Source organism: Caloramator sp. Dgby_cultured_2 (assembly GCF_028872215.1).
Taxonomy (GTDB): Bacteria; Bacillota; Clostridia; order Clostridiales; family Caloramatoraceae; genus Caloramator; species Caloramator australicus.
In genome coordinates, this window is the sequence record NZ_CP118396.1 from 162,307 (window position 1) to 183,493 (window position 21,187).

Consider the following 21,187-nt stretch of genomic DNA (forward strand, 5'->3'; position numbering starts at 1 on the left):
TATGGCAAAGCTTGTTAAGATAATTGATATGAAAAGAATTATGAAATTAAAAACCGGGCTTAGAATTGTAGGTGGTGATGATGAGATTAGGATTGGTGGAGTTGACAATTCCATAATAAAGGATCCCTTTACTGGACTCCCATATATTCCGGGTTCATCATTAAAGGGAGTTTTAAGATCTTCTTTGGAAATTGCAAAGGGGAAAACAAAGGTTTGCGACTGTGGAGAATGTATTATCTGCAAAATATTCGGAAAGGCAAACAATAAGGAAACGGAGAAGTTAAGAAGTTTTACAAGGATAATAGTTAGGGATGCCTTTTTAACCGAAAGAAGCAAAGAAATTTTAAAGGAAGTATTACCCTTTGGAGTTGAGATAAAGAAGGAAAACTCAATAGATAGAGTAAAGGGAGTTGCATCAAGTCCAAGAACATTTGATAGAGTTCCTGCAGGAGCAGAATTTGAAATAAATATAGTTTTAAAAATATTTGAAGGCGATGACGAAAAGGAGATATTAGAGGCTTTAGAATTAGCATTTAAGCTGATTGAACACAACTACATAGGAAGTTCAGGAAGTAGGGGTTATGGTCAGGTGGAGTTTAAGGAGGCAGAATTTGAGTATTTTGATGTTCAAGGCGAGGTAAAAAGGATATTAGGATAGGGTGAAGTATATGATATACAGAGCGGATTTTAAGCTTAAAAGTTCTAATATAAATTTAATTTCTTCAACCATTTTTGGAAATATATCAAGGGTTCTATTTGAAATCTTTGATGAAGATAAGGCTTTAAGTTTTATTGATTTGATAATAAAAAGCAATACATTAATCAGTGACATGCTCTTAAAAGGGAATTTTCCAAATATTAAATGCAGTGACGTGGCATTTAAGGGTAAAAGCAACAACTTAAAGGATAAAAGGAAAGAGTTTAGGGCTTGGAAGGAAGGGCAAAATAACAGGTATGATTTAAAATTTGAAAAAAGCACAAGGCTAAGAATAAGGGTAGATAGACAAATAGGAGTAGCAGAGGATGGATATTTGTTTTATGAGGATGAAAAATGGTTTAATGGAGAATATTCTGTTTATGTCTATACGGAGAATGAAAAGGTTTTGGATATCTTTGAAATAATTTTTAAAATATTTGAAAAGATAGGTTTGGGAAATGATTTGAGCATCGGTTTAGGACAAGTTAAGTTTAATAAATTTAATGAAAAAATTTTTACAAGGGACATAGAAATGGAGAAAAAATTTTTTGCCAAGAGCAAATTAAAATATAGCATATCTTCGGTTATTGTTTCGAATGATGTCTTAAGGGATTATAAGTTTTTAAGATATGAAATTTCAAGATATGATGGTAGAAGTTTAAATTTAGTAAAGCCACCTTATCATCTGTTTGAAAAGGGGGCAATGCTTGAGGTTTTAAAATTTAATGGCCCTTATTTGTATAATTACAAAGATGGAGACAGAAACATATTTATATACAACTGTGTTTTCCCAATTACAATTGAAACGGAGGAAGGACGATGAAAATAACTCCTTCAGTTGACGTGTATAAAATGGAAGTTGAGATACTATCTCCTACCTGCACAGGAGGGGCTGACAATCTAGGCGGTAGCGACGATATAAAATATCATAGTTATGAATATTTTATTGCAGATGACAGGGTATACTTTGTTACTGAAAACGATATAATGAACCTTTTAAGGCTTGGAATGCTTAAATACGAGGATTTGGATGAGGAATATGAAGCTTTGATGAAAAATATAATCGAAAAAGAAGAAGCAAAAAATTTTTGAAGTCAGCAAAACTTTCTAAAAGTCTTGACAATAAGATAGATCTTTATAGATTTTCTAAGTCGGTTATATTAGAAGAAAATGGAATAAGAGAGATTCCAACTATTTTTGGCTCGACGATAAAGGGAATTTTAAGAACGGGCTTTATAACCTTTAGAGATGCAGATATTAGATACACCTTTGAAAGAAACAAGATGAAAAAACTGATTTTAAGAAAACTTAATATAAATAATATAGAGCATTCGTCTAAAAGTGTTTTATTAGCTACCTTCAAAAAGAAGAATACGACATAAACATAGGCAATTTTAAGGATGATGTTATAGTAAATTTAATATTTAAAAACATAGTTTGCTCTGATTTAAAACTTTATGAAGGAGATATGATAATCGAAAAGATAAGCAGGGTAAACAGGAAAAGAAAAAGCAGCAAAAAAGAAAAAAATAGCGGTATTCCTCAATATTTTGAAACTCCTCAAATTGGGGCGAAGTTTATGGGTGAAATAAAATACAAGTATAATGATAATAAAAACACCTTACTCACTGCTTTTTCATGTTTGAGCAGATCAAAGGAAGCTATAAATCCTGTGGAGGAATGTTTTATTGGCCTTAAGAAGTTAAGTGACAGCATAATTGAAGCAGAAAAAAGGATAATGAGACAAATAGTAGGGGATAAATTAGATAGTTTCTACAACACACTAAGTCAGGAAAATAATAAGGAAAATCAATTTGTATTTAAGCTGGGTTATTCTGGAATATTATCAAAGAGTTTGATGGCTTTAGATAAGATTAATTTAAACAACGACGAATTTTTACCTTATACTATTAATGTTGTAGAAGATACTAAAATTCCTACAGGATGGGTTAAAATTAGATGGGAGTTAGAATAGGATGAGGTTAAGGATAATTTTTTATGCCAATAAAGATTTGGTTTTACCGCTACATTATAATCATATGATTCAAAAGAATATTTATGATCTCTTAGATTTTGATTATAGCAGTTTTTACATGATAAAGGTTTTGAATATGATAACAGGCGTTTTAAACTATTTACCTTTTCAAAACTTGTTGTTGAAAATAAGGATATTAAAAAGGATAAAATAATTATTAAAAAGGGACAAGTAAACCTTACAATTGCAACGATAGATGAAAGGTTTATATTTTCCATTATAAGGGGACTTTTAAAGAGAAAAAATTTGCCTTTCATGAGGGAGAACTTAATGTTGAGGAGGTTTATGCAAGAAAGGATACAAAATTTAATAAACTTGTAGCTTTAACGATATCCCCTGTAGTTGTTAAAAAATATTCTGAGGATAAAATGGATGATTTTTATAAAATCCATGATGAGATTTTTATCGAAAAAATAAAGGAAAATTTATTAAAAAATATTTTGCTTATTACAATAGGAAATATGATAATGAGCTTTCAATAGAGATATTGGATAAAAATAGGACAAAAAAAGTGGTGGATTTTTATAAGAAATTTCCTATAGAAGGCTATTTAGCTGGATTCGTTTTAAAAGGGGAAAAGGATATATTAGATATTGCCTATAGTTGTGGAATAGGGAATAAAAACTCCCAGGGATTTGGTTGTATCGAAAAAATCGACGAAATAAACAAATTTGATAATTACATCAAGGTTCTATAGCAATTTTGAATTTTGTCGTCGACCTCCAATCCTGCAAAAATGCCGGGGATCGACGACAAAACAAATCTAGTAAATTCAAAGGTTTGTGAATTTTGTTAACAAATTTTTTACAATTACATAAATTCACAAACCTAGATTTTTCAAAACTCGAACGGGTTTATATGGTCCCTATAAGGGAGGAAAACTAAATACAATATACAAATCATCTCCAACTATAGTTCGTTTATATGGTCCCTATAAGGGAGGAAAACAAGTATGAATTCCATTCACATCACATACAAATATAGAGTTTATATGGTCCCTATAAGGGAGGAAAACAAACTAAAAGCTAAAATTGAAACTCCAGAAGTTACGTTTATATGGTCCCTATAAGGGAGGAAAACATTAAACTTGAATATAAACCCATATCAACTGATTGAGTTTATATGGTCCCTATAAGGGAGGAAAACTATGAGTTTTCCGTTTTTTCTGAAACACCTATATTTGTTTATATGGTCCCTATAAGGGAGGAAAACAGTCTTCTCTTCCAAATTCTCTTAAAGCATTATCAATTAGTTTATATGGTCCCTATAAGGGAGGAAAACTCTTTTACGTAAGCCTTTAAAAAGTCTAAATCCATGTTTATATGGTCCCTATAAGGGAGGAAAACTGTGTCATTATTTACCAAGAGTCTGTTATCGTCTGTGTTTATATGGTCCCTATAAGGGAGGAAAAGCAGTAGCAGCCTCAACTGGTGAGGTAAGGAGGCAAACCCGTTTATATGGTCCCTATAAGGGAGGAAAACCGAGGACTTGACTTTCGTGTCCAAATTAACCAATCAGTTTATATGGTCCCTATAAGGGAGGAAAACTAACTTGCACCACTTGGTCGAATAGCACCATTGCGTTAATATGGTCCCTATAAGGGAGGAAAACTTGCCAACATGTTTGGAATTGAGTTATAATAATACAGGTTTATATGGTCCCTATAAGGGAGGAAAATTTTATATGTTGGTAATTTTACTCAATCTTCAACTCGTTTATATGGTCCCTATAAGGGAGAGGATTTAAAGTATAATAAAAATATGTTATAATCCTTAGTGTTTATATATCCCCTTTGAGGGAGGAATTTATTTTTCCCCAATTTAAAAATAATACATCTTCCTAAGTTTATATTGCCCCTATAAGGGAGAAGAGCCTAAGGCTTATCCTTAGGTTTTTTATTGCATAATGTTTATATTTGTTATATAATATATATAACAAATATAATAGGAGGGTTTTTATGGTGTCGATGACAAAAATTATTTTTATGGTTATAACGGCTTTAATTGCATTTGGACTGCCTATTGTTCTTGGAATTGTTTTTGTAAAAAGTTTGGGGAACAGTAAAGGCTATATTAGTGGGTGGCCTTGTGTTTTTCATTTTTCAAATGGTTTTAAGGATTCCTCTGCTACAGGCCTTTTCAAAGCAGGATTGGTATATTGCAATGGCAAAAATCACCTTCTGCTTGCTATATTTTTAGGCCTTACAGCAGGGATATTTGAAGAGGTTGGAAGGTTCTTAGGTTTTAGGTTTTTATTAAAAGACAGGCTAAATTACGGAAACGGTCTTGCCTTTGGAGTTGGACATGGTGGTATTGAGGCTGTTCTATTAGTTGGGCTTAATTATATAAATTATATCATCTTTGCCCTTTTGTTAAATAAGGGATTAATAAACCAAGTTTTTGCCGGGAAGATTTCAAATGATATGATAAGTGAAATTGTTAGGATGCTTGTTTCAACTCCAGCCTATAATTTTCTTCTTGCAGGACTTGAAAGGGCTTTTGCCATAACCATTCAAATAGCACTATCCCTCATAGTCCTCCTTGCTGTTAGGAATAAAAATTTACTTTATCTGTTAATTGCCATACTGCTTCATATGCTAATAGATACTCCTATTGCCTATATGGCAATGCAGGGTGTTAATGTGTTTATTTTAGAGGGAGTAACATTTTTAATTGCACTTGCTTCACTGTATTTTATAATAAGGATGAAGGATATGGATAAAGGAACTAATGAAGTTGAATTATAAGGAAGTGGGAGGATGTTTGTTAAAATAGATTTGACATCGGATGTTCCTATATATCTTCAAATTAAAAATGCAATAATAGAAGGAATAGCACGGGGGAGCTGAAGGAAGGTGATAGCTTACCCCCGATAAGGCAGCTTGCTGAGGATATTGGTGTAAACATGCATACCATAAATAAAGCCTATAACCTTTTAAAGGACTTGGGGTTTATAACTATAAACAAAAATACGGTGCAGTAATATCTGTAGAGGGTTTTAATGAGATTTTTATGGAAAATTTAAAGGAGGAGCTAAGACCGATTATTGCAGAGGCATTTGTTAAGGGGATTGACAAGGAAACGTTTTTAAAACTGGTTGAGGGTATTTTAGATGAATTTGGGGGAAGTAAAAATGAGTAAGACATTATTTTTGCTTATAATGATTCCAGATATTCTTCTCTTAAATTTCTTTGCATTATATTTTTCTAAATTTACACGGGAAGGAATATTTTTGGCGTTAGAATTCCCTATGGGTTTAAGGAACTTAAGGAATTTAAGGAATTGGAAAGGGAGTATAAAAGAAATTATGCAATATCAATGCTAATCCCAAGCATCGCATTAATCTTGATATTTTTCTTTGCCGGCATGAATGCTATAATAAAATCTGTTTTACTATATACCTACTTGATACCTGCTGCTATGTTTTTGAATTATTATAAAATTTATAAGAAGGTTTTATCAATAAAAAGAAAAGCAATTGGTTTGAGGGTAAAACACAGGTTGTAACTGTAAGTTTAAAAAGAAGAGAGGATATTAAAAATTATCCATCTAAGCTTTGGTTTGTTATTCCTGCAATTTTGATTGTGTTTAATATAGTTATTACGATTTTAAGGTTTCCTTATCTTCCGGATAAGCTTCCCTTGCATTATGACATAAACGGTCAAGTTAATAGATGGGGAGATAAGTCTTTTTCACATTTTATCCCCATATTCTTAGTTCAAGTAGGATTATTTGCCCTTTTATATTTAATTTATAGATTAATTCTAAAGGGAAAGCTTTCCATAAGCCCGATAAATCCCGAAAAGTCACAGGAAACCAATGAGCTAATAAAGATTATATCAGCAAAGCTTATAATAATTTTAGCTATTGTCCAGCAGTTTATATTTGTTTTGACAAACCTTAATATGCTCCTTATTTTAAATCTTAATTTAATGACTAGCCTTATAGTAGCCTTAACACTATTAACTTTTTAGTTATAGTCCTTTTTGCTATAAAAATTTATAACCTCATAAAACACCCACTAAAAAATAATCTTGATGGTGAAATAATTGAAAGGGATGATGATGAGTTTTGGAAGATGGGGCTGTTTTACTATAACCCCGATGATCCATCCCTCTTTGTTGAAAAAGAATTGGAATAGGTTGGGATTTCAATTATGCTCATCCGGTAGGTAAGATAATCGCAATATTAATTCTTGTAACCTTATTTTCTTCTGCAATCTTTATTCTTTGGCTTCCTTTATAGAGGAAGCATTTTTATTTGCCTTAATTTTTTGTGAATGATATAATAAGGGTAAAATTTATTTAGGAAGGTTGAGAGAATGGATTTTTCCTTATTATCGGAGCTTATAGATAAAGAAAAAATGTTAATCTTTTAAATCCTTTGATATGGGCTTATGTTGGGGATGCAGTTTATGAGATGTATGTCAGAACATATTTGATTTCCCAAGGGGTTAAAAAGCCCCATGATATCCATGTTGAATCTGTTAAATTTGTAAAGGCAGCAAACCAATCAAAGTTTTTAGAAATACTCCTTAATTATCTTACTGAGGAGGAAATAGAAATAGTTCGAAGGGGAAGAAATGCAAAGAGCTATCATGTTCCTAAAAATGCCAATGTGATGGATTATAGAAGGGCAACTGCCCTTGAAGCTTTGTTTGGGTATTTGTATCTTAACAAAAGAAGTGAACGCATAGATGAGCTTTTTAAAATAATTTTCGAAAATATCAATTTAATATGAGGTGATTAAGATGGGGGCAAATTTAAAGGTTGAACTTATTGCATATACTCTAGAGGCTGAAAAGATAGTGGCATCTGCTGCAAAGCTTTGCTATAGCAGGGTTGGAATAAGTGAAATAGGAGAAAATTTAGATAAGGAAAACATTGAAAAGTTTTTAAATATGCTTTTAGATTTAGGGCATGAATCACCTGTTGAGCATGTTAGCTTTACCTTTGCAATAGAGGGGTATCCCGCTCCCTTACCCATCAGCTTGTAAGGCACAGAATAGCAAGCTATTCGCAGCAAAGCCAAAGGTATGTTAAGCTTGATCAGTTTGAATACATAGTTCCTCCATCGATTGAAGAGGATGAAAGGGCAAAAGAGCTTTTTATAAAGGCGATGGAGGAGGATCAAAGGGTATATAATGAGCTTGTCGATATCCTTTCAAAGAAGCATTATGAAAAGCTAATATCAGAAGGTAAAAATGAGAAGGAGGCTAAAAGGCTTTCTGAAAAAATGGCGATTGAGGATGCAAGATATGTCTTCCCTAATGCCTGTGAAACTAAGATAGTGGTTACAATGAATGCGAGAAGCCTTTTAAACTTTTTCAGACATAGATGCTGCAACAGGGCCCAATGGGAAATACATAATCTTGCTGATGAGATGTTGAAAAAGGTTAGGGAGGTTGCACCGACAATCTTTAAATTTGCAGGGCCAAGCTGCGTTTACGATAAATGCCATGAGGGAAGCATGAGCTGCGGTAAGATGATGGAAGTTAGGGAAAGATATTTAAACCTTTAGGGGTGGGATGATGATTTACAAAGCTTATTATAAATCTCCAATTGGAATTATAGAGATAAAGTCAAGGGATGATTATATAATTTCCCTTGACTTTGTTGAAAAGGAAGAAGAAGTTGAACATATTCCAGAGATTTTAACGCAGTGCATTAAAGAACTCCATGAATATTTCAATGGAAAGAGAAGAGAATTTTCAGTAAAGGTTCATCTTGAGGGGACGGAGTTTCAAAGAAAAGCTTGGGAAGAGCTAAGGAAAATACCCTATGGTGAAACTATTTCCTATAAGGAGCAGGCACTAAGAGTTGGAAGCCCTAAGGCCTTTAGAGCTGTAGGCCTTGCCAACAGCAAAAATCCCGTCGGAATAATAGTTCCCTGTCACAGGGTAATCGGATCAGACGGGAAACTTACGGGATATGCAGGTGGACTTTGGAGAAAAAATGGCTAATAGAACATGAAAAAAGTTCCTTTAGGGTATAATAAATTAGAGGTGAGTTTATATGAAAAAGTTTGATAAGAAAAATAAAGGAAAAGAAATAAAAAGCGAAAGGGAGACAGTAGAAAGAGAAAATATTATTGAAGGCAGAAATCCTGTAATTGAAGCCATAAGATCAGGAAGAACTATAGAAAAGCTTTATGTATCTAAGGGAGACCTTGAAGGATCTATAAAGATGATAATCTCCCTTGCAAGGGAAAGGGGCATTGTTGTTAATGAGGTTGAAAGGAAAAGGCTTGATGACATGTCAACCACAAAGGCCCATCAAGGTGTCATAGCAGTAGTTGGCGAGTATAAATATTATGACTTAGAAGATATTCTAAATCTTGCAAGGGAAAAGGGAGAAGATCCTTTTATTATAATCCTTGATGAAATTGAGGATCCACACAATCTAGGATCAATCATAAGATCAGCAAACATATTTGGGGCTCATGGCGTTATAATCCCCAAAAGAAGAAGCGCTCTTGTTACTGCAACGGTTGCAAAGGCTTCAGCCGGAGCTATCGAATATACTAAAATAGCAAAGGTTACAAACTTAAATCAGGTTATAAAGGAACTTAAGGAAAGTGGGATTTGGGTTGCAGCGCTGGATATGGATGGGGAGATTTGCTATAATAAAGATTTAAGGGGACCACTTGCTGTTGTAATTGGAAGCGAAGGAAGGGGAGTTTCAAGGCTTGTAAAGGAAAACTGTGATTTTGTTGTTAAAATACCGATGTTTGGTGAAATAAGCTCCTTAAATGCTTCGGTGGCAGCAGGGGTTATAATGTATGAAGTTAGGAAACAAAGGGGCATAAAAGGTGAGTAGGATAAGGCATATTTTAATAGACGGGTATAATGTTATAAATCAGTGGGATTTTTTAAAAAACTTAAGGATGAAAACCTTGAAGATGCAAGGGATAAACTTGTTGAAATGTTACAGGAGTATGCTGCATTTAAAGGATGCAGCATTTATGTTGTTTTTGATGCCCATCTTGTTCCAGGAAGTGTTGAAAAGCATGAAAGGGTTGGGAAAATAAATGTTGTTTATACTAAAGAAGGAGAAACTGCCGATTGTTTTATAGAAAGAACTGTCCCACAGCTTGTAAAGATGGGAGCGGTTGCTGTTGTAACATCCGATTATCTAGAACAACGAATAACGCTGCAGATGGGTGGAATAAGAATAACCCCAAAGGAGTTTTTGCTTGAAATTCAAAATATAAAGACCACTATAAAAGAAAGGGCAAAACTTCCGTTTAAAGAACAAAAATCGACATTAGAGGATTTTATAGATAAAGATATTTTAGAGAAACTTGAAAAAATGCGTCGAAACCTTTGATTTTTCTTGACTTTCCTTGTTTTGTGGCATATAATTTACTTAACGCAAAAGAAAGGTCTGGGGGATACAATTGCAAACGTCAAGGGGGCAACAGTAAGAGCTTTTGATTTTGAGAACATGCTGGATGAAGAAATAGTTGCTATGGCTCAGGAAGGCAATAAAAGTGCCGAAGAATATTTAATAAACAAATACATAAATTACGTAAAGGCTAAAACAAAGTCCTATTTTTTAATTGGAGCAGATAAAGAGGATATATTTCAAGAAGGTATGATAGGCCTATTTAAGGCCATTAGGGATTATAAAAACGACAAGTTATCCTCCTTTAGAGCTTTTGCAGAGCTTTGTGTTACAAGGCAAATCATTACAGCAATTAAAGCTGCTACAAGGCAAAAGCATGTTCCCTTAAACTGCTATTTGTCTCTAAATAAGCCGGTTTTTGATGAAGAATCTGAAAGGACTTTAATAGATGTTTTATCGAGTTTACATATATCAGACCCTGAAGAAGTTATAATAAGCAAGGAAGAAAGAAAAAGATTGAGAAGAAGATGAGGGAATCCTTAAGTGATCTTGAAATAGAAGTATTAAAATGCTATTTAAAGGGAAAATCATATCAAGAAATAGCATGTGACTTAGATAGACATGCAAAATCCATCGATAATGCACTGCAAAGGGTAAAAAGAAAACTTGAAAAATTATTAACAGAAAAGGAATGAAATTAAGATAAATCATAGTGTAAAATTATTGTAGGACGAAAAAAGACAAAAAATTTAAAAGAGACAACCCCTGTGATAAAATAAAAGTGAAAAAACACACAAACCAATAAGGGGTGTCTCTTTTGAATAATATTATACAACAACATTTAATAAATTTCACTACTAAATTAATAAAAAATGTTGAAGAAACTATATCAAAAGAATGGGATCTAACAAAACTTGTTGATGTAGTTAAAAAAATGACTGATGAATTAGGAGCAAACATAATAAAGGACTTTTTAGAAGAATTAGATAAAACGATTAAAGAAGATGAAAAAAGGAAAAAGGGATGGGTAGTAGAAAGGAAAGACAAGAAAAAGATTGTAACAATGCTAGGCGAAATAGAATATGCAAGAACGTATTACAAATCTAAGAAGAATGGGGAATATAGATATTTACTTGATGAAATTATAGGGATAAGCAAACATGAGAAGGTAGATAAAGAAGTAAAGATAAAGCTGGTGGAGAACGCAATTAATATGTCCTATGAGGAGAGTAGTAAAATAACATGTCCGGAGAAACTAAGTAGACAGACAGTATTTAATGCAATAAGACAGGTAGGAGAAGTAGAAGTAAAAGGGAAGTAAAAGAAAAGAGGAAAGTAAGGGTGCTATACATAGAAGCAGATGAGGATCATGTGGCATTGCAGGATGGGAAGAAGGAGATGCCAAGGCTTGTATATATACATGAAGGAAGGCAAAGCAAAAATGGGAGAAACGAATTAAAGAATGTATATTACAAAGCATACGTTGGTGTAGAAGCTGAAGAAATATGGATAGATGTAGCGAATTATGTGTATGACAATTATGAAATAGAGAGCATAGAAAAGATATACATAGCAGGAGATGGAGCAAGATGGATAAAGGAAGGAATGGAATGGATTCCGAAAGCGAAATTTGTATTAGATAGATATCATTTGAACAAATACATAATAAGAGGGACAGCAAAGCGAGAAGAATATAGGCAAAAGATATGGGGAGCGATAAATGAAGGGGATAAGAAGGTTTTAAGGGAGATATTTAAGGAGTTAATAAATATAGCAGAAACTAAGACAGAAAAGGAGAGAGCAAAAGAAGCAAGGAGATATATATTAAATAACTGGGAAGGGATAGTAATATATAAAGAGGACGAGGATGTAATAGGATGCAGTGCAGAAGGGCATATAAGCCATGTATTATCAGCGAGATTAAGCAGTAGGCCATTAGGATGGAGTAAAGAGGGATTAAAGATAATGGCAAAGCTAAGGGTATTTAGCAGGAATGGAGGTAATTTAAGGGAAATAAGTATATACAAGGAAGATGTTGAAACATTTAGATTAAATAAAAGAAGATAAAAGAAACAATTAAAAGAATAAATAATTCTTCACGAGAAGGAATAAATAATATAACAATATTAAACATTGGAAAAGTAACACCGATGTATAAGATATTAAAATCAATTAAATATGAAAATATAATTTAAAGTTTAAAAGTTTACGAAAGTCTTGATTTTAAACATTTTAGGGGTTGTCTATAAAAAATTAACCTACAATATCTTGACACTATCAAGATAAATTAATATATTGACATCTTTTTTCTTCGGTGTAAAATAAATAATCGGTAGTATTTTAATTACCCTTTTTGCCCATGTAGCTCAGTAGGCAGAGCGTCACCTTGGTAAGGTGGAGGTCGTCGGTTCAATCCCGATCATGGGCTCCAGGGTATTATGATACACCAGGATAAGTTTTCAACGGTTAATAGCCGTTAAAAAGTTACAACATAGGAAAAGGAGGATTGAAAAATGGCAAAGGCGCATTTTGAGAGAACCAAGCCACACGTAAACATAGGGACAATAGGACACGTTGACCATGGTAAGACAACATTAACAGCAGCGATAACATTTGTATTATCAAAGTATGGAAGAGCACAAGCAACAAGATACGACGAAATAGATAAGGCACCAGAAGAAAAGGAAAGAGGAATAACAATCAACACAGCACACGTTGAATACGAAACAGAAACAAGACACTATGCACACGTTGACTGTCCAGGTCACGCTGACTACGTAAAGAACATGATTACAGGTGCAGCGCAAATGGACGGAGCGATCTTAGTTGTAAGTGCAGCAGACGGTCCAATGCCACAGACAAGAGAACACATACTACTTGCGAGACAGGTAGGCGTTCCATACATTGTAGTATTCCTAAACAAGGCAGACATGGTAGACGACCCAGAACTTATCGACCTTGTTGAAATGGAAATTAGAGACCTATTAAATCAATACGAATTCCCAGGAGACGACACACCAATCGTAGTAGGATCAGCATTAAAGGCACTTGAATGCGGATGCGGAAGCAGAGACTGCGAATGGTGCGGAAAGATACTTAAGCTAATGGATACAGTAGACAGCTACATTCCAACACCACAAAGAGATAAGGATAAGCCATTCTTAATGCCAGTAGAAGACGTATTTACAATCACAGGAAGAGGAACAGTTGCGACAGGAAGAGTAGAAAGAGGAGTATTGAAGGTAGGAGACGAAGTAGAAATCGTAGGATTAACAGATGAAAAGAAGAAGACAGTAGTAACAGGGGTAGAAATGTTCAGAAAGGTTCTTGACATGGCAGAAGCAGGAGACAACATAGGAGCGCTATTAAGAGGAGTAAACAGAGACGAAATAGAAAGAGGTCAAGTTCTTGCGAAGCCAGGTTCAGTAAACCCACACAAGAAGTTTGAAGGTCAAGTATACGTATTAAAGAAGGAAGAAGGAGGAAGACATACTCCATTCTTCAACGGATACAGACCACAATTCTACTTCAGAACAACAGACGTAACAGGAACAATCAAGTTACCAGAAGGAGTAGAAATGTGCATGCCAGGCGACCACATCAACATGGAAGTTGAACTTATAACACCAATCGCGATGGAAGAAGGATTAAGATTTGCCATCAGAGAAGGTGGAAGAACAGTAGGCGCTGGCGTTGTTGCTAAGATTTTTGAATAATAATTAGTCGGAGGTCGAAGGTCGGAAGTCACCCTTTCGATGGCGACTTCCGCTTTTATTTGTAATGATATTGACAGGGAATTGCATTTATGATAATGTAAAAAGAAGTGTGCAATTTAGTTGCAGCATTCCGTCGAAATTAGGAGGTGTAAGCAGTGAGGGTAAAAGTTACACTTGCATGCCAAGAATGCAAACAAAGAAATTACCATACAACAAAAAATAAAAGAACGACCCAGACAGATTAGAGTTCAGAAAGTATTGCAGATTCTGCAGAAAGCATACAGTTCATAAAGAAACAAAATAATAAAGTAAATTTAAACAAGGGTGTGAAATTTATGTCTGCAGAGGTTAAAGTTAATAAAGTTGGGGAAAATAAAGTAATGAAGTATTTTAGAGAGTTAAGGGCTGAGTTTAAGAAGATTACTTGGCCAGAAAGAAAAGAAGTTGTAAATACGACAGGAATAGTATTAGGCACCCTAGCAATATTTACACTTATGATTTGGATAATGGATTCAGTATTCGGGACTTTGCTTAGAAAGATATTAGAATATATTAGATAAAGGAGGGAGGGACCCTCTGGTCCCTTAGAGTATGGCGGACAAAGCAAAGTGGTATGTAGTTCACACATATTCTGGATATGAAAACAAAGTAAAGGCTAACCTTGAGAAAACCATAGATAATAGGAATCTTCATCATCTTATACTTGATGTTCAGATTCCTATGGAGGAAGTTATAGAAGAAAAAAATGGCAAAACCAAGGTTGTTCAAAGAAAAAAATATCCAGGATATGTCTTAGTTAAAATGATTATGACTGACGACTCTTGGTATGTAGTAAGAAACACAAGAGGTGTTACAGGTTTTGTCGGACCAGGCTCTAAACCAGTTCCTTTGACCGATGAAGAGGTTGAAGCAATGGGTATAGTTGAGCCAATTGTTGATATCGATATTGAAGTTGGAGAAAATGTAAAGATAGTTAAAGGTCCGCTAGTAAACTTTATTGCTCAGGTTCAAGAAATTAACATGGAAAAGAAAAAGATTAAAGCTCTGGTTAACATGTTCGGAAGGGAAACTCCTGTCGAACTTGATTTCAACCAGGTTGAAAAAATACTATAATGTTCATTCTAAGGAGGTGCTAGAACATGGCAAAGAAAGTAGTAGGTATTGTTAAACTTCAATTGCCAGCAGGAAAAGCTACGCCAGCTCCACCAGTTGGTCCAGCTTTCGGTCCATATGGTATAAATATCATGCAATTCTGTAAAGAATTCAATGCAAAGACAGAAAAGCAAGCAGGTCTTATTATACCTGTTGTGTGCACAATCTATGCTGATAGATCATTTAGCTTCGTATTAAAGACACCACCAGCATCAGTATTGTTAAAGAAGGCTGCTGGAATTGAAAGCGGTTCACCTGTTCCAAACAAGCAAAAGGTTGGAAAGGTAACTATGGCTAAGGTTAGAGAAATAGCTGAACTTAAGATGCCTGACTTAAATGCAGCATCATTAGAAGCAGCTATTAGCATGATTAAAGGAACAGCAAGAAGTATGGGTATTGAAATCGTAGAATAATTCACGCTAAGGCGTGGGAGGTAAAAACCGTTAAAACCACGAGGAGGGATAGAAATGAAAAGAGGTAAGAACTATTTAGAAGCTGCAAAGCTTGTAGATAGAAATACGCTTTACTCACCAAAAGAAGCTTTAGATCTTGCTATTAAGACTGCAAGAGCGAAATTCGATGAAACAATAGAAGTTCACGTAAGACTTGGTGTTGACCCAAGACACGCTGATCAACAAGTTAGAGGAGCAGTTGTTTTACCACACGGAACTGGTAAGGCTGTTAGAGTGCTTGTATTTGCTAAGGGAGAAAAGGCAAAGGAAGCAGAAGCTGCAGGCGCAGATTATGTAGGTGCAGAAGAACTTGTTGATAAGATTCAAAAGGAAAATTGGTTTGACTATGATGTAGTTGTTGCTACTCCAGATATGATGGGTGTAGTAGGTAGACTTGGTAAGATCCTTGGACCAAAGGGATTAATGCCAAACCCAAAATCAGGAACAGTTACATTTGATGTTGCAAAGGCAATTGCTGAAATAAAGGCTGGTAAGGTTGAATATAGAGTTGATAAAACAGCAATTATCCACGTTCCAATCGGAAAGAAGTCCTTTGGTGTAGAAAAGCTTGCTGACAACTTCCATACTTTAATGGAAGCAATAATAAAGGCAAAACCAGCTGCAGCAAAGGGACAATATATAAAGAGCGTTGTTGTTTCAAGCACGATGGGACCTGGAATTAAGATAAATCCTGTAAAAGTTTTAGAATAATATTGACATCATCGATAAATGATGTTAAACTATAAATGTTGTGTTCTGAATAAGGAAACAAACCGTAGACAGTAGGTGCCTTTGGCGTAACGGGGCTTCCCAACCTACCGAGGTTTTAGATAGGATATTTAGGCCTCTCTATGTCTACGGAGAGGCCTTTTGTATTTCAAAAGGCCTCACAAATAAAGGGCAAGGAGGTGCACAAAGTGGGCAACAGAGAAATCAAAGAAGCAAAAGTAAAAGAGCTAGTTGAAAAGTTTCAAAGAGCTCAAGCTATTATTTTGACATCATATAAGGGAATTACAGTTGCAGAGGATACTGAGCTTCGTAGAAAGATGAGGGAAGCTGGCGTTGAATACAAGGTAGTTAAGAACACATTAACTTTAAGAGCAGCAAAGGAAGTTGGTTTTGAAGGTTTAGACAGCTACCTTGAAGGACCAGTTGCTCTTGCAATCAGCTATGATGATCCAACAGCACCAGCAAGATTGCTTGCGGAATTTGCAGAAAACCACAAGGCAATCGAACTTAAGGCAGGTATCGTTCAAGGACAACTATTCGATACTGCTAAGGTTAAGGAACTTTCAAAGATACCACCAAGAGAAGTTCTACTTGCAAAATTCCTTGGAAGTATCAAATCACCAGTTGCGAAGTTTGTTTATGTGCTTGATGCTATTAGAAAGCAAAAAGAAGAAGCTAATGCATAATTAATAAAATTCTATGGAGGTGTATGTAAAATGACAATACAAGAAATTATTCAAGCTATAAAAAATATGGCTGTTCTTGAATTAAATGAATTAGTAAAGGCATGCGAAGAAGAATTTGGTGTTAGTGCTGCAGCTCCAGTTGCAGTAGCAGGTGCAGTAGCAGGTGCAGCAGCTCCAGCAGCTGAAGAAAAGACTGAATTCGATGTAATCCTTGCAAATGCAGGTGCTGAAAAGGTTAAGGTTATCAAAGTTGTAAGAGAAATCACAGGACTTGGATTAAAGGAAGCAAAGGACCTTGTAGATGGTGCACCAAAGACATTAAAGGAAGGCGTAAGCAAGGAAGAAGCAGAACAAATCAAGGCAAAGCTTGCTGAAGTTGGAGCAACAGTTGAAATTAAGTAATTGAGCTAAAATGATAAGCGCTGGATCAATCCAGCGCTTTATATTTTTGTATAAATTTATTACTATTTCCTTGACAGCCTAATGATGTTATGATAATATATTAAAATGCATGAATAATGGGATATTATTGTTTTTTGGGCAACATCTAATTTGACTTGTATAATTTGTATACATTGTGTAAAAAATATTAAAATAGAGTCTTATCGTCGTTGGATTTATTTTAAGTAAGGGGTGAGATTTAATGGTACATCCTGTTAAAGTGGGCAGAAGAACCCGAATGAGCTTTTCAAAGATCAAAGAAGTAATCGACATGCCACTTCTCATCGAGGTGCAACTCAATTCCTACAAATGGTTTTTAGAGGAAGGACTAAAAGAAGTTTTCGAAGATGTCAACCCGATTACTGACTATACGGGGAACCTAGTCCTTGAGTTTATTGACTATAGATTGGATTATGACAATATTAAGTATTCCGTTGAAGAATGCAAAGAAAGGGATGCTACATACGCAGCACCATTAAAAGTAAAGGTAAGATTAGTTAATAAGGAAACAGGGGAAGTTAAGGACCAGGAAGTATATATGGGAGATTTCCCATTAATGACTGAACAAGGGACATTTGTAATAAATGGAGCAGAAAGGGTTATTGTAAGTCAGCTCGTAAGGTCACCTGGGGTATATTATGCTGAAGCTATTGACAGATCTGGTAAAAAACTTTACTCATCTACGGTAATTCCCAATAGAGGTGCTTGGATAGAATACGAAACAGATTCTAACGATATACTATACGTTAGATTGGATAGAACAAGAAAGCTACCTCTTACAGTGTTTATAAGGTCATTAATGGAAAGTGGTTCAGACCATGAAATAATAAATTACTTTGGCGAAGAAGAACATCTAAGGGCAACAATAGAAAAGGATAGCACAAAGACAAAGGAAGAAGCTCTATTAGAAATTTATAAGAGATTAAGACCAGGCGAACCACCGGCTGTTGAGAGTGCGAAGGCTCTTTTGGATTCTCTTTTCTTTGATCCAAAGAGATATGATTTATCAAAGGTTGGTAGATATAAATTTAATAAAAAACTTTCTCTTGCAAATAGAATCGTAAATCAAGTAGCTGCACATACCATTGCTCACCCTCTTACTGGTGAAATATTAATCGAGGAAGGAAAAAGAATAGACAGGGAGACAGCCCAAAAGATTCAACACAGCGGTGTAAATGTTGTTGAAGTATTAATTGAAGGCAAACCAGTAAGAGTTATAGGAAACAACTTCGTTGATATTACAAAGCTTGGATTACCATATGATTTTAGTGACCTTAACATTAAGGAATTAGTTCATTTCCCAACTCTTAAGGAAATTATCGATGAATTTGATAATGAAGATGACATAAAGGATGCAATAAGACAAAGAATAAATCAGCTTATTCCAAAGCATATTATTAAAGACGACATATTTGCATCAATTAATTATTGCTTAAATCTATCCTATGGAATAGGATATGTTGATGATATAGATCACCTTGGAAATAGAAGATTAAGATCCGTTGGAGAGCTTTTACAAAATCAATTCAGAATAGGGCTTTCCAGAATGGAAAGGGTAATAAAAGAAAGGATGACAATACAGGATCTTGATGCTGTTACACCACAGCAGCTTATCAATACAAGACCTGTAGTTGCTGCGATTAAGGAATTCTTTGGTTCGTCACAGCTCTCACAATTTATGGATCAGACAAACCCACTTTCAGAATTAACTCACAAGAGACGTCTTTCCGCATTAGGTCCTGGTGGTCTTTCAAGGGAAAGAGCAGGCTTTGAAGTAAGAGACGTTCACCACTCCCATTATGGTAGAATGTGCCCTATAGAAACACCAGAAGGACCAAACATAGGTCTTATAAACTCACTTGCAACATACGCAAGGGTTAATGAATATGGCTTTATAGAAGCTCCATATAGAATTGTTGATAAGGAAGCAGGAAGAGTTACAGATAAAGTTGTATATTTAACTGCTGATGAGGAAGACCAATACATTATCGCTCAGGCTAATGAGCCTCTTGATGAAGAAGGAAGATTTATAGATAAGAGGGTTACAGCAAGAGCAAAGAAGGAAATAGTAGTAGTTTCACCGCATGATGTTGACCTTATGGACGTTTCACCAAAGCAGGTTGTATCAGTTGCTACTGCTATGATCCCATTCCTTGAAAACGATGACGCAAACAGAGCGTTGATGGGGTCTAACATGCAGCGTCAGGCAGTTCCACTAATTAGAACTGAGGCACCAATAGTTGGAACAGGAATAGAATATAAAGCTGCAAAGGATTCAGGGATAATTCCTCTTGCAAAATCTGATGGAACAGTTGTGAAAGTTACTGCTGATATGATTCAAATTAAAAGGGACGAAGATGGTAAAATAGAAACATATAAGCTATTGAAATTTAAAAGATCCAACCAAGGAACTTGCATAAATCAAAGGCCGATAGTAAGCGAAGGCGATAGAGTAAAGGCAGGCGACATTATAGCAGACGGCCCATCTATTGATCAAGGTGAGATAGCTCTTGGAAAGAATATACTAATAGGGTTTATGACTTGGGAAGGATATAACTATGAGGACGCGATACTTATTTCAGAAGAGCTTGTAATGAACGATGTATTTACATCAATACACATAGAAGAATACGAGTGCGAAGCAAGGGATACTAAGCTTGGACCTGAAGAAATTACAAGGGATATACCAAATGTTGGTGAAGATGCATTAAGGGATCTTGATGAAAGAGGAATAATAAGAATAGGTGCTGAAGTAAGATCCGGCGATATATTAGTAGGTAAGGTAACTCCAAAGGGAGAAACAGAACTTACAGCAGAAGAAAGGCTCTTAAGGGCAATATTTGGTGAAAAGGCAAGGGAAGTTAGAGATACATCCCTTAGAGTTCCTCATGGTGAAGCAGGTATTATAGTTGACGTTAAGATATTTACAAGGGAAAATGGAGATGAGCTTCCACCAGGGGTAAATGAGCTTGTTAGAGTATATATCGCTCAAAAGAGAAAGATTTCTGTTGGTGACAAGATGGCGGGACGTCACGGTAACAAGGGTGTTATTTCAAGAGTTCTTCCTGTTGAAGATATGCCATACCTACCAGATGGAACACCGCTTCAAATAGTTCTTAATCCTCTTGGCGTTCCATCACGTATGAACATCGGTCAGGTTCTTGAGGTTCACCTTGGAAGAGCAGCGAAAAAATTAGGATGGCATGTTGCCACACCGGTATTCGATGGTGCAACCGAAGAGGATATTCAAGAGTGCTTAATTAAAGCAGGGTATGATCCAGATGGAAAGGCAGTTCTTTATGATGGAAGAACTGGAGAGCCTTTTGATAATAGAGTAACAGTTGGTTATATGTATATGCTAAAGCTTGCTCACCTTGTTGACGATAAGATACACGCGCGTTCAACAGGTCCATACTCATTAGTTACCCAACAGCCACTTGGTGGTAAGGCACAATTTGGTGGTCAAAGATTTGGTGAGATGGAAGTTTGGGCAATAGAAGCATATGGTGCAGCTCATACTCTACAAGAAATATTGACAGTTAAGTCTGACGACGTTGTAGGACGTGTTAAGACTTATGAAGCAATAGTTAAGGGAGAAAACATACCAGAACCGGGAGTTCCAGAATCATTTAAGGTTCTTATTAAAGAACTTCAATCCCTATGTCTTGATGTTAAGGTTCTTGGTGAAGATAAACAAGAAGTTGCTATTAAAGAGGATATAGACTACGATGAAGAATATGATGAATTACAAAATACAATGGAAATTAGAGACGATGTAGCACTAACGCCTATGACCACAACAGAGGATGTAGATGATTACAGCGAAGAAGGATATAATGAAGATGATGATATAGGATTTGATGAATTCATTGATGAAAATATAGTAGATTTTGAATCAATAGATGACGATTTAAATTTTGACGACGAAGAATAA

At 35.1% G+C, this 21,187-nt stretch carries 24 protein-coding genes, 1 tRNA gene, 5 pseudogenes, 1 CRISPR repeat array and 1 other annotated feature; all 30 genes and pseudogenes read left to right on the top strand.

What is annotated here, in order from left to right; translation table 11 throughout:
• Position 1 precedes the first annotated feature (1 nt).
• The gene (gene csm3 / locus PWK10_RS01035; RefSeq protein ID WP_274767113.1) at positions 2-658 is read left to right on the top strand and encodes a type III-A CRISPR-associated RAMP protein Csm3; all 657 of its coding nucleotides are present in this window, start codon (positions 2-4) and stop codon (positions 656-658) included.
• A gap of 10 nt (positions 659-668) precedes the next feature.
• Positions 669-1,520: a hypothetical protein gene (locus tag PWK10_RS01040; RefSeq protein ID WP_274767114.1), complete on the top strand. Its 852-nt coding sequence runs from the start codon at positions 669-671 to the stop codon at positions 1,518-1,520.
• A complete protein-coding gene (locus tag PWK10_RS01045) occupies positions 1,517-1,789 on the top strand; it encodes a hypothetical protein (protein WP_274767115.1) in 273 nt (90 codons plus the stop codon). Before PWK10_RS01040 ends, PWK10_RS01045 begins: the two co-directional genes overlap by 4 nt.
• Positions 1,786-2,079 carry a hypothetical protein gene (locus tag PWK10_RS01050; protein ID WP_274767116.1) on the top strand — a complete coding sequence of 98 codons (294 nt, stop codon included), beginning with the start codon at positions 1,786-1,788 and terminating at the stop codon, positions 2,077-2,079. Before PWK10_RS01045 ends, PWK10_RS01050 begins: the two co-directional genes overlap by 4 nt.
• Before the next feature lie 86 nt (positions 2,080-2,165).
• Positions 2,166-2,672 (top strand): hypothetical protein, encoded by a 507-nt coding sequence (locus tag PWK10_RS01055; RefSeq protein WP_274767117.1) that lies wholly within the window; start codon positions 2,166-2,168, stop codon positions 2,670-2,672.
• Between the two features lies 1 nt (position 2,673).
• Positions 2,674-2,886: a hypothetical protein gene (locus PWK10_RS01060; RefSeq protein ID WP_274767118.1), complete on the top strand. Its 213-nt coding sequence runs from the start codon at positions 2,674-2,676 to the stop codon at positions 2,884-2,886.
• Complete coding sequence (locus tag PWK10_RS19265; RefSeq protein WP_446715318.1) at positions 2,868-3,053, top strand: hypothetical protein; 186 nt, start codon at positions 2,868-2,870, stop codon at positions 3,051-3,053. Before PWK10_RS01060 ends, PWK10_RS19265 begins: the two co-directional genes overlap by 19 nt.
• Positions 3,054-3,159: 106 nt before the next feature.
• Positions 3,160-3,429, top strand: a complete 270-nt coding sequence (gene cas6 / locus PWK10_RS18260) for a CRISPR-associated endoribonuclease Cas6 (protein WP_342455673.1) — start codon at positions 3,160-3,162, stop codon at positions 3,427-3,429.
• 155 nt (positions 3,430-3,584) lie between these two features.
• Positions 3,585-4,475: a CRISPR direct-repeat array (repeat unit 30 nt; unit sequence GTTTATATGGTCCCTATAAGGGAGGAAAAC).
• Positions 4,476-4,689: 214 nt separating this feature from the next.
• Positions 4,690-5,478 carry a YhfC family intramembrane metalloprotease gene (locus PWK10_RS01070; protein WP_274767119.1) on the top strand — a complete coding sequence of 263 codons (789 nt, stop codon included), beginning with the start codon at positions 4,690-4,692 and terminating at the stop codon, positions 5,476-5,478.
• Between the two features lie 146 nt (positions 5,479-5,624).
• Positions 5,625-5,714, top strand: a complete 90-nt coding sequence (locus PWK10_RS01075; protein ID WP_274768057.1) for a hypothetical protein — start codon at positions 5,625-5,627, stop codon at positions 5,712-5,714.
• 29 nt (positions 5,715-5,743) lie between these two features.
• On the top strand, positions 5,744-5,872 hold the full coding sequence (locus PWK10_RS01080; protein WP_274767120.1) for a hypothetical protein: 129 nt from the start codon (positions 5,744-5,746) through the stop codon (positions 5,870-5,872).
• A gap of 443 nt (positions 5,873-6,315) precedes the next feature.
• The gene (locus PWK10_RS01085; RefSeq protein ID WP_274767121.1) at positions 6,316-6,705 is read left to right on the top strand and encodes a DUF1648 domain-containing protein; all 390 of its coding nucleotides are present in this window, start codon (positions 6,316-6,318) and stop codon (positions 6,703-6,705) included.
• A gap of 163 nt (positions 6,706-6,868) precedes the next feature.
• A complete protein-coding gene (locus tag PWK10_RS19270; RefSeq protein ID WP_446715319.1) occupies positions 6,869-6,976 on the top strand; it encodes a hypothetical protein in 108 nt (35 codons plus the stop codon).
• 174 nt (positions 6,977-7,150) lie between these two features.
• Positions 7,151-7,471, top strand: coding sequence for a Mini-ribonuclease 3 (locus tag PWK10_RS01090; protein WP_274767122.1), 321 nt, complete (start codon positions 7,151-7,153; stop codon positions 7,469-7,471).
• Positions 7,472-7,481: 10 nt separating this feature from the next.
• Positions 7,482-8,251 (top strand): annotated as a pseudogene (gene thyX / locus PWK10_RS01095) (FAD-dependent thymidylate synthase).
• A 10-nt stretch (positions 8,252-8,261) separates the two neighbouring features.
• Positions 8,262-8,725: pseudogene (locus PWK10_RS01100) on the top strand (methylated-DNA--[protein]-cysteine S-methyltransferase).
• 20 nt (positions 8,726-8,745) lie between these two features.
• Positions 8,746-9,549, top strand: coding sequence for a 23S rRNA (guanosine(2251)-2'-O)-methyltransferase RlmB (rlmB, locus tag PWK10_RS01105; protein ID WP_274767123.1), 804 nt, complete (start codon positions 8,746-8,748; stop codon positions 9,547-9,549).
• A 42-nt stretch (positions 9,550-9,591) separates the two neighbouring features.
• On the top strand, positions 9,592-10,059 hold the full coding sequence (locus PWK10_RS01110; RefSeq protein WP_274767124.1) for an NYN domain-containing protein: 468 nt from the start codon (positions 9,592-9,594) through the stop codon (positions 10,057-10,059).
• A 117-nt stretch (positions 10,060-10,176) separates the two neighbouring features.
• A pseudogene (gene sigH / locus PWK10_RS01115) lies at positions 10,177-10,772 on the top strand (RNA polymerase sporulation sigma factor SigH).
• Between the two features lie 113 nt (positions 10,773-10,885).
• Positions 10,886-12,272: pseudogene (locus PWK10_RS01120) on the top strand (ISLre2 family transposase).
• Between the two features lie 160 nt (positions 12,273-12,432).
• Positions 12,433-12,508, top strand: a tRNA-Thr gene (locus PWK10_RS01125).
• Between the two features lie 82 nt (positions 12,509-12,590).
• Positions 12,591-13,793, top strand: coding sequence for an elongation factor Tu (gene tuf, locus PWK10_RS01130; RefSeq protein WP_274767125.1), 1,203 nt, complete (start codon positions 12,591-12,593; stop codon positions 13,791-13,793).
• A gap of 155 nt (positions 13,794-13,948) precedes the next feature.
• Positions 13,949-14,097 (top strand): annotated as a pseudogene (rpmG, locus tag PWK10_RS01135) (50S ribosomal protein L33).
• Between the two features lie 31 nt (positions 14,098-14,128).
• Positions 14,129-14,353 (top strand): preprotein translocase subunit SecE, encoded by a 225-nt coding sequence (gene secE, locus PWK10_RS01140; protein WP_274767126.1) that lies wholly within the window; start codon positions 14,129-14,131, stop codon positions 14,351-14,353.
• Between the two features lie 31 nt (positions 14,354-14,384).
• Positions 14,385-14,906, top strand: a complete 522-nt coding sequence (gene nusG, locus PWK10_RS01145) for a transcription termination/antitermination protein NusG (protein ID WP_008909459.1) — start codon at positions 14,385-14,387, stop codon at positions 14,904-14,906.
• A gap of 26 nt (positions 14,907-14,932) precedes the next feature.
• Positions 14,933-15,358: a 50S ribosomal protein L11 gene (gene rplK / locus PWK10_RS01150; RefSeq protein ID WP_008909458.1), complete on the top strand. Its 426-nt coding sequence runs from the start codon at positions 14,933-14,935 to the stop codon at positions 15,356-15,358.
• Positions 15,359-15,412: 54 nt separating this feature from the next.
• Positions 15,413-16,108: a 50S ribosomal protein L1 gene (rplA, locus tag PWK10_RS01155; RefSeq protein ID WP_274767127.1), complete on the top strand. Its 696-nt coding sequence runs from the start codon at positions 15,413-15,415 to the stop codon at positions 16,106-16,108.
• Positions 16,109-16,152: 44 nt separating this feature from the next.
• Positions 16,153-16,280: a sequence feature (ribosomal protein L10 leader region), on the top strand.
• Positions 16,281-16,314: 34 nt separating this feature from the next.
• Entirely contained in the window at positions 16,315-16,812 is a 498-nt protein-coding gene (gene rplJ / locus PWK10_RS01160) for a 50S ribosomal protein L10 (protein WP_274767128.1), read from the top strand.
• Positions 16,813-16,842: 30 nt separating this feature from the next.
• On the top strand, positions 16,843-17,214 hold the full coding sequence (gene rplL, locus PWK10_RS01165; RefSeq protein ID WP_274767129.1) for a 50S ribosomal protein L7/L12: 372 nt from the start codon (positions 16,843-16,845) through the stop codon (positions 17,212-17,214).
• Positions 17,215-17,455: 241 nt separating this feature from the next.
• Complete coding sequence (gene rpoB, locus PWK10_RS01170; RefSeq protein ID WP_274767130.1) at positions 17,456-21,187, top strand: DNA-directed RNA polymerase subunit beta; 3,732 nt, start codon at positions 17,456-17,458, stop codon at positions 21,185-21,187.

Excerpts from the sequence above, each read along its gene's own strand:
- csm3 (WP_274767113.1), top strand. The coding sequence starts at position 2 with ATGGCAAAGCTTGTTAAGATAATTGATATGAAAAGAATTATGAAATTA.
- PWK10_RS01040 (WP_274767114.1), top strand. The coding sequence starts at position 669 with ATGATATACAGAGCGGATTTTAAGCTTAAAAGTTCTAATATAAATTTA.
- PWK10_RS01045 (WP_274767115.1), top strand. The coding sequence starts at position 1,517 with ATGAAAATAACTCCTTCAGTTGACGTGTATAAAATGGAAGTTGAGATA.
- PWK10_RS01055 (WP_274767117.1), top strand. The coding sequence starts at position 2,166 with ATGATAATCGAAAAGATAAGCAGGGTAAACAGGAAAAGAAAAAGCAGC.
- PWK10_RS01060 (WP_274767118.1), top strand. The coding sequence starts at position 2,674 with ATGAGGTTAAGGATAATTTTTTATGCCAATAAAGATTTGGTTTTACCG.
- PWK10_RS01070 (WP_274767119.1), top strand. The coding sequence starts at position 4,690 with ATGGTGTCGATGACAAAAATTATTTTTATGGTTATAACGGCTTTAATT.
- PWK10_RS01080 (WP_274767120.1), top strand. The coding sequence starts at position 5,744 with ATGGAAAATTTAAAGGAGGAGCTAAGACCGATTATTGCAGAGGCATTT.
- PWK10_RS01090 (WP_274767122.1), top strand. The coding sequence starts at position 7,151 with ATGTATGTCAGAACATATTTGATTTCCCAAGGGGTTAAAAAGCCCCAT.
- rlmB (WP_274767123.1), top strand. The coding sequence starts at position 8,746 with ATGAAAAAGTTTGATAAGAAAAATAAAGGAAAAGAAATAAAAAGCGAA.
- tuf (WP_274767125.1), top strand. The coding sequence starts at position 12,591 with ATGGCAAAGGCGCATTTTGAGAGAACCAAGCCACACGTAAACATAGGG.
- secE (WP_274767126.1), top strand. The coding sequence starts at position 14,129 with ATGTCTGCAGAGGTTAAAGTTAATAAAGTTGGGGAAAATAAAGTAATG.
- nusG (WP_008909459.1), top strand. The coding sequence starts at position 14,385 with ATGGCGGACAAAGCAAAGTGGTATGTAGTTCACACATATTCTGGATAT.
- rplK (WP_008909458.1), top strand. The coding sequence starts at position 14,933 with ATGGCAAAGAAAGTAGTAGGTATTGTTAAACTTCAATTGCCAGCAGGA.
- rplA (WP_274767127.1), top strand. The coding sequence starts at position 15,413 with ATGAAAAGAGGTAAGAACTATTTAGAAGCTGCAAAGCTTGTAGATAGA.
- rplL (WP_274767129.1), top strand. The coding sequence starts at position 16,843 with ATGACAATACAAGAAATTATTCAAGCTATAAAAAATATGGCTGTTCTT.
- rpoB (WP_274767130.1), top strand. The coding sequence starts at position 17,456 with ATGGTACATCCTGTTAAAGTGGGCAGAAGAACCCGAATGAGCTTTTCA.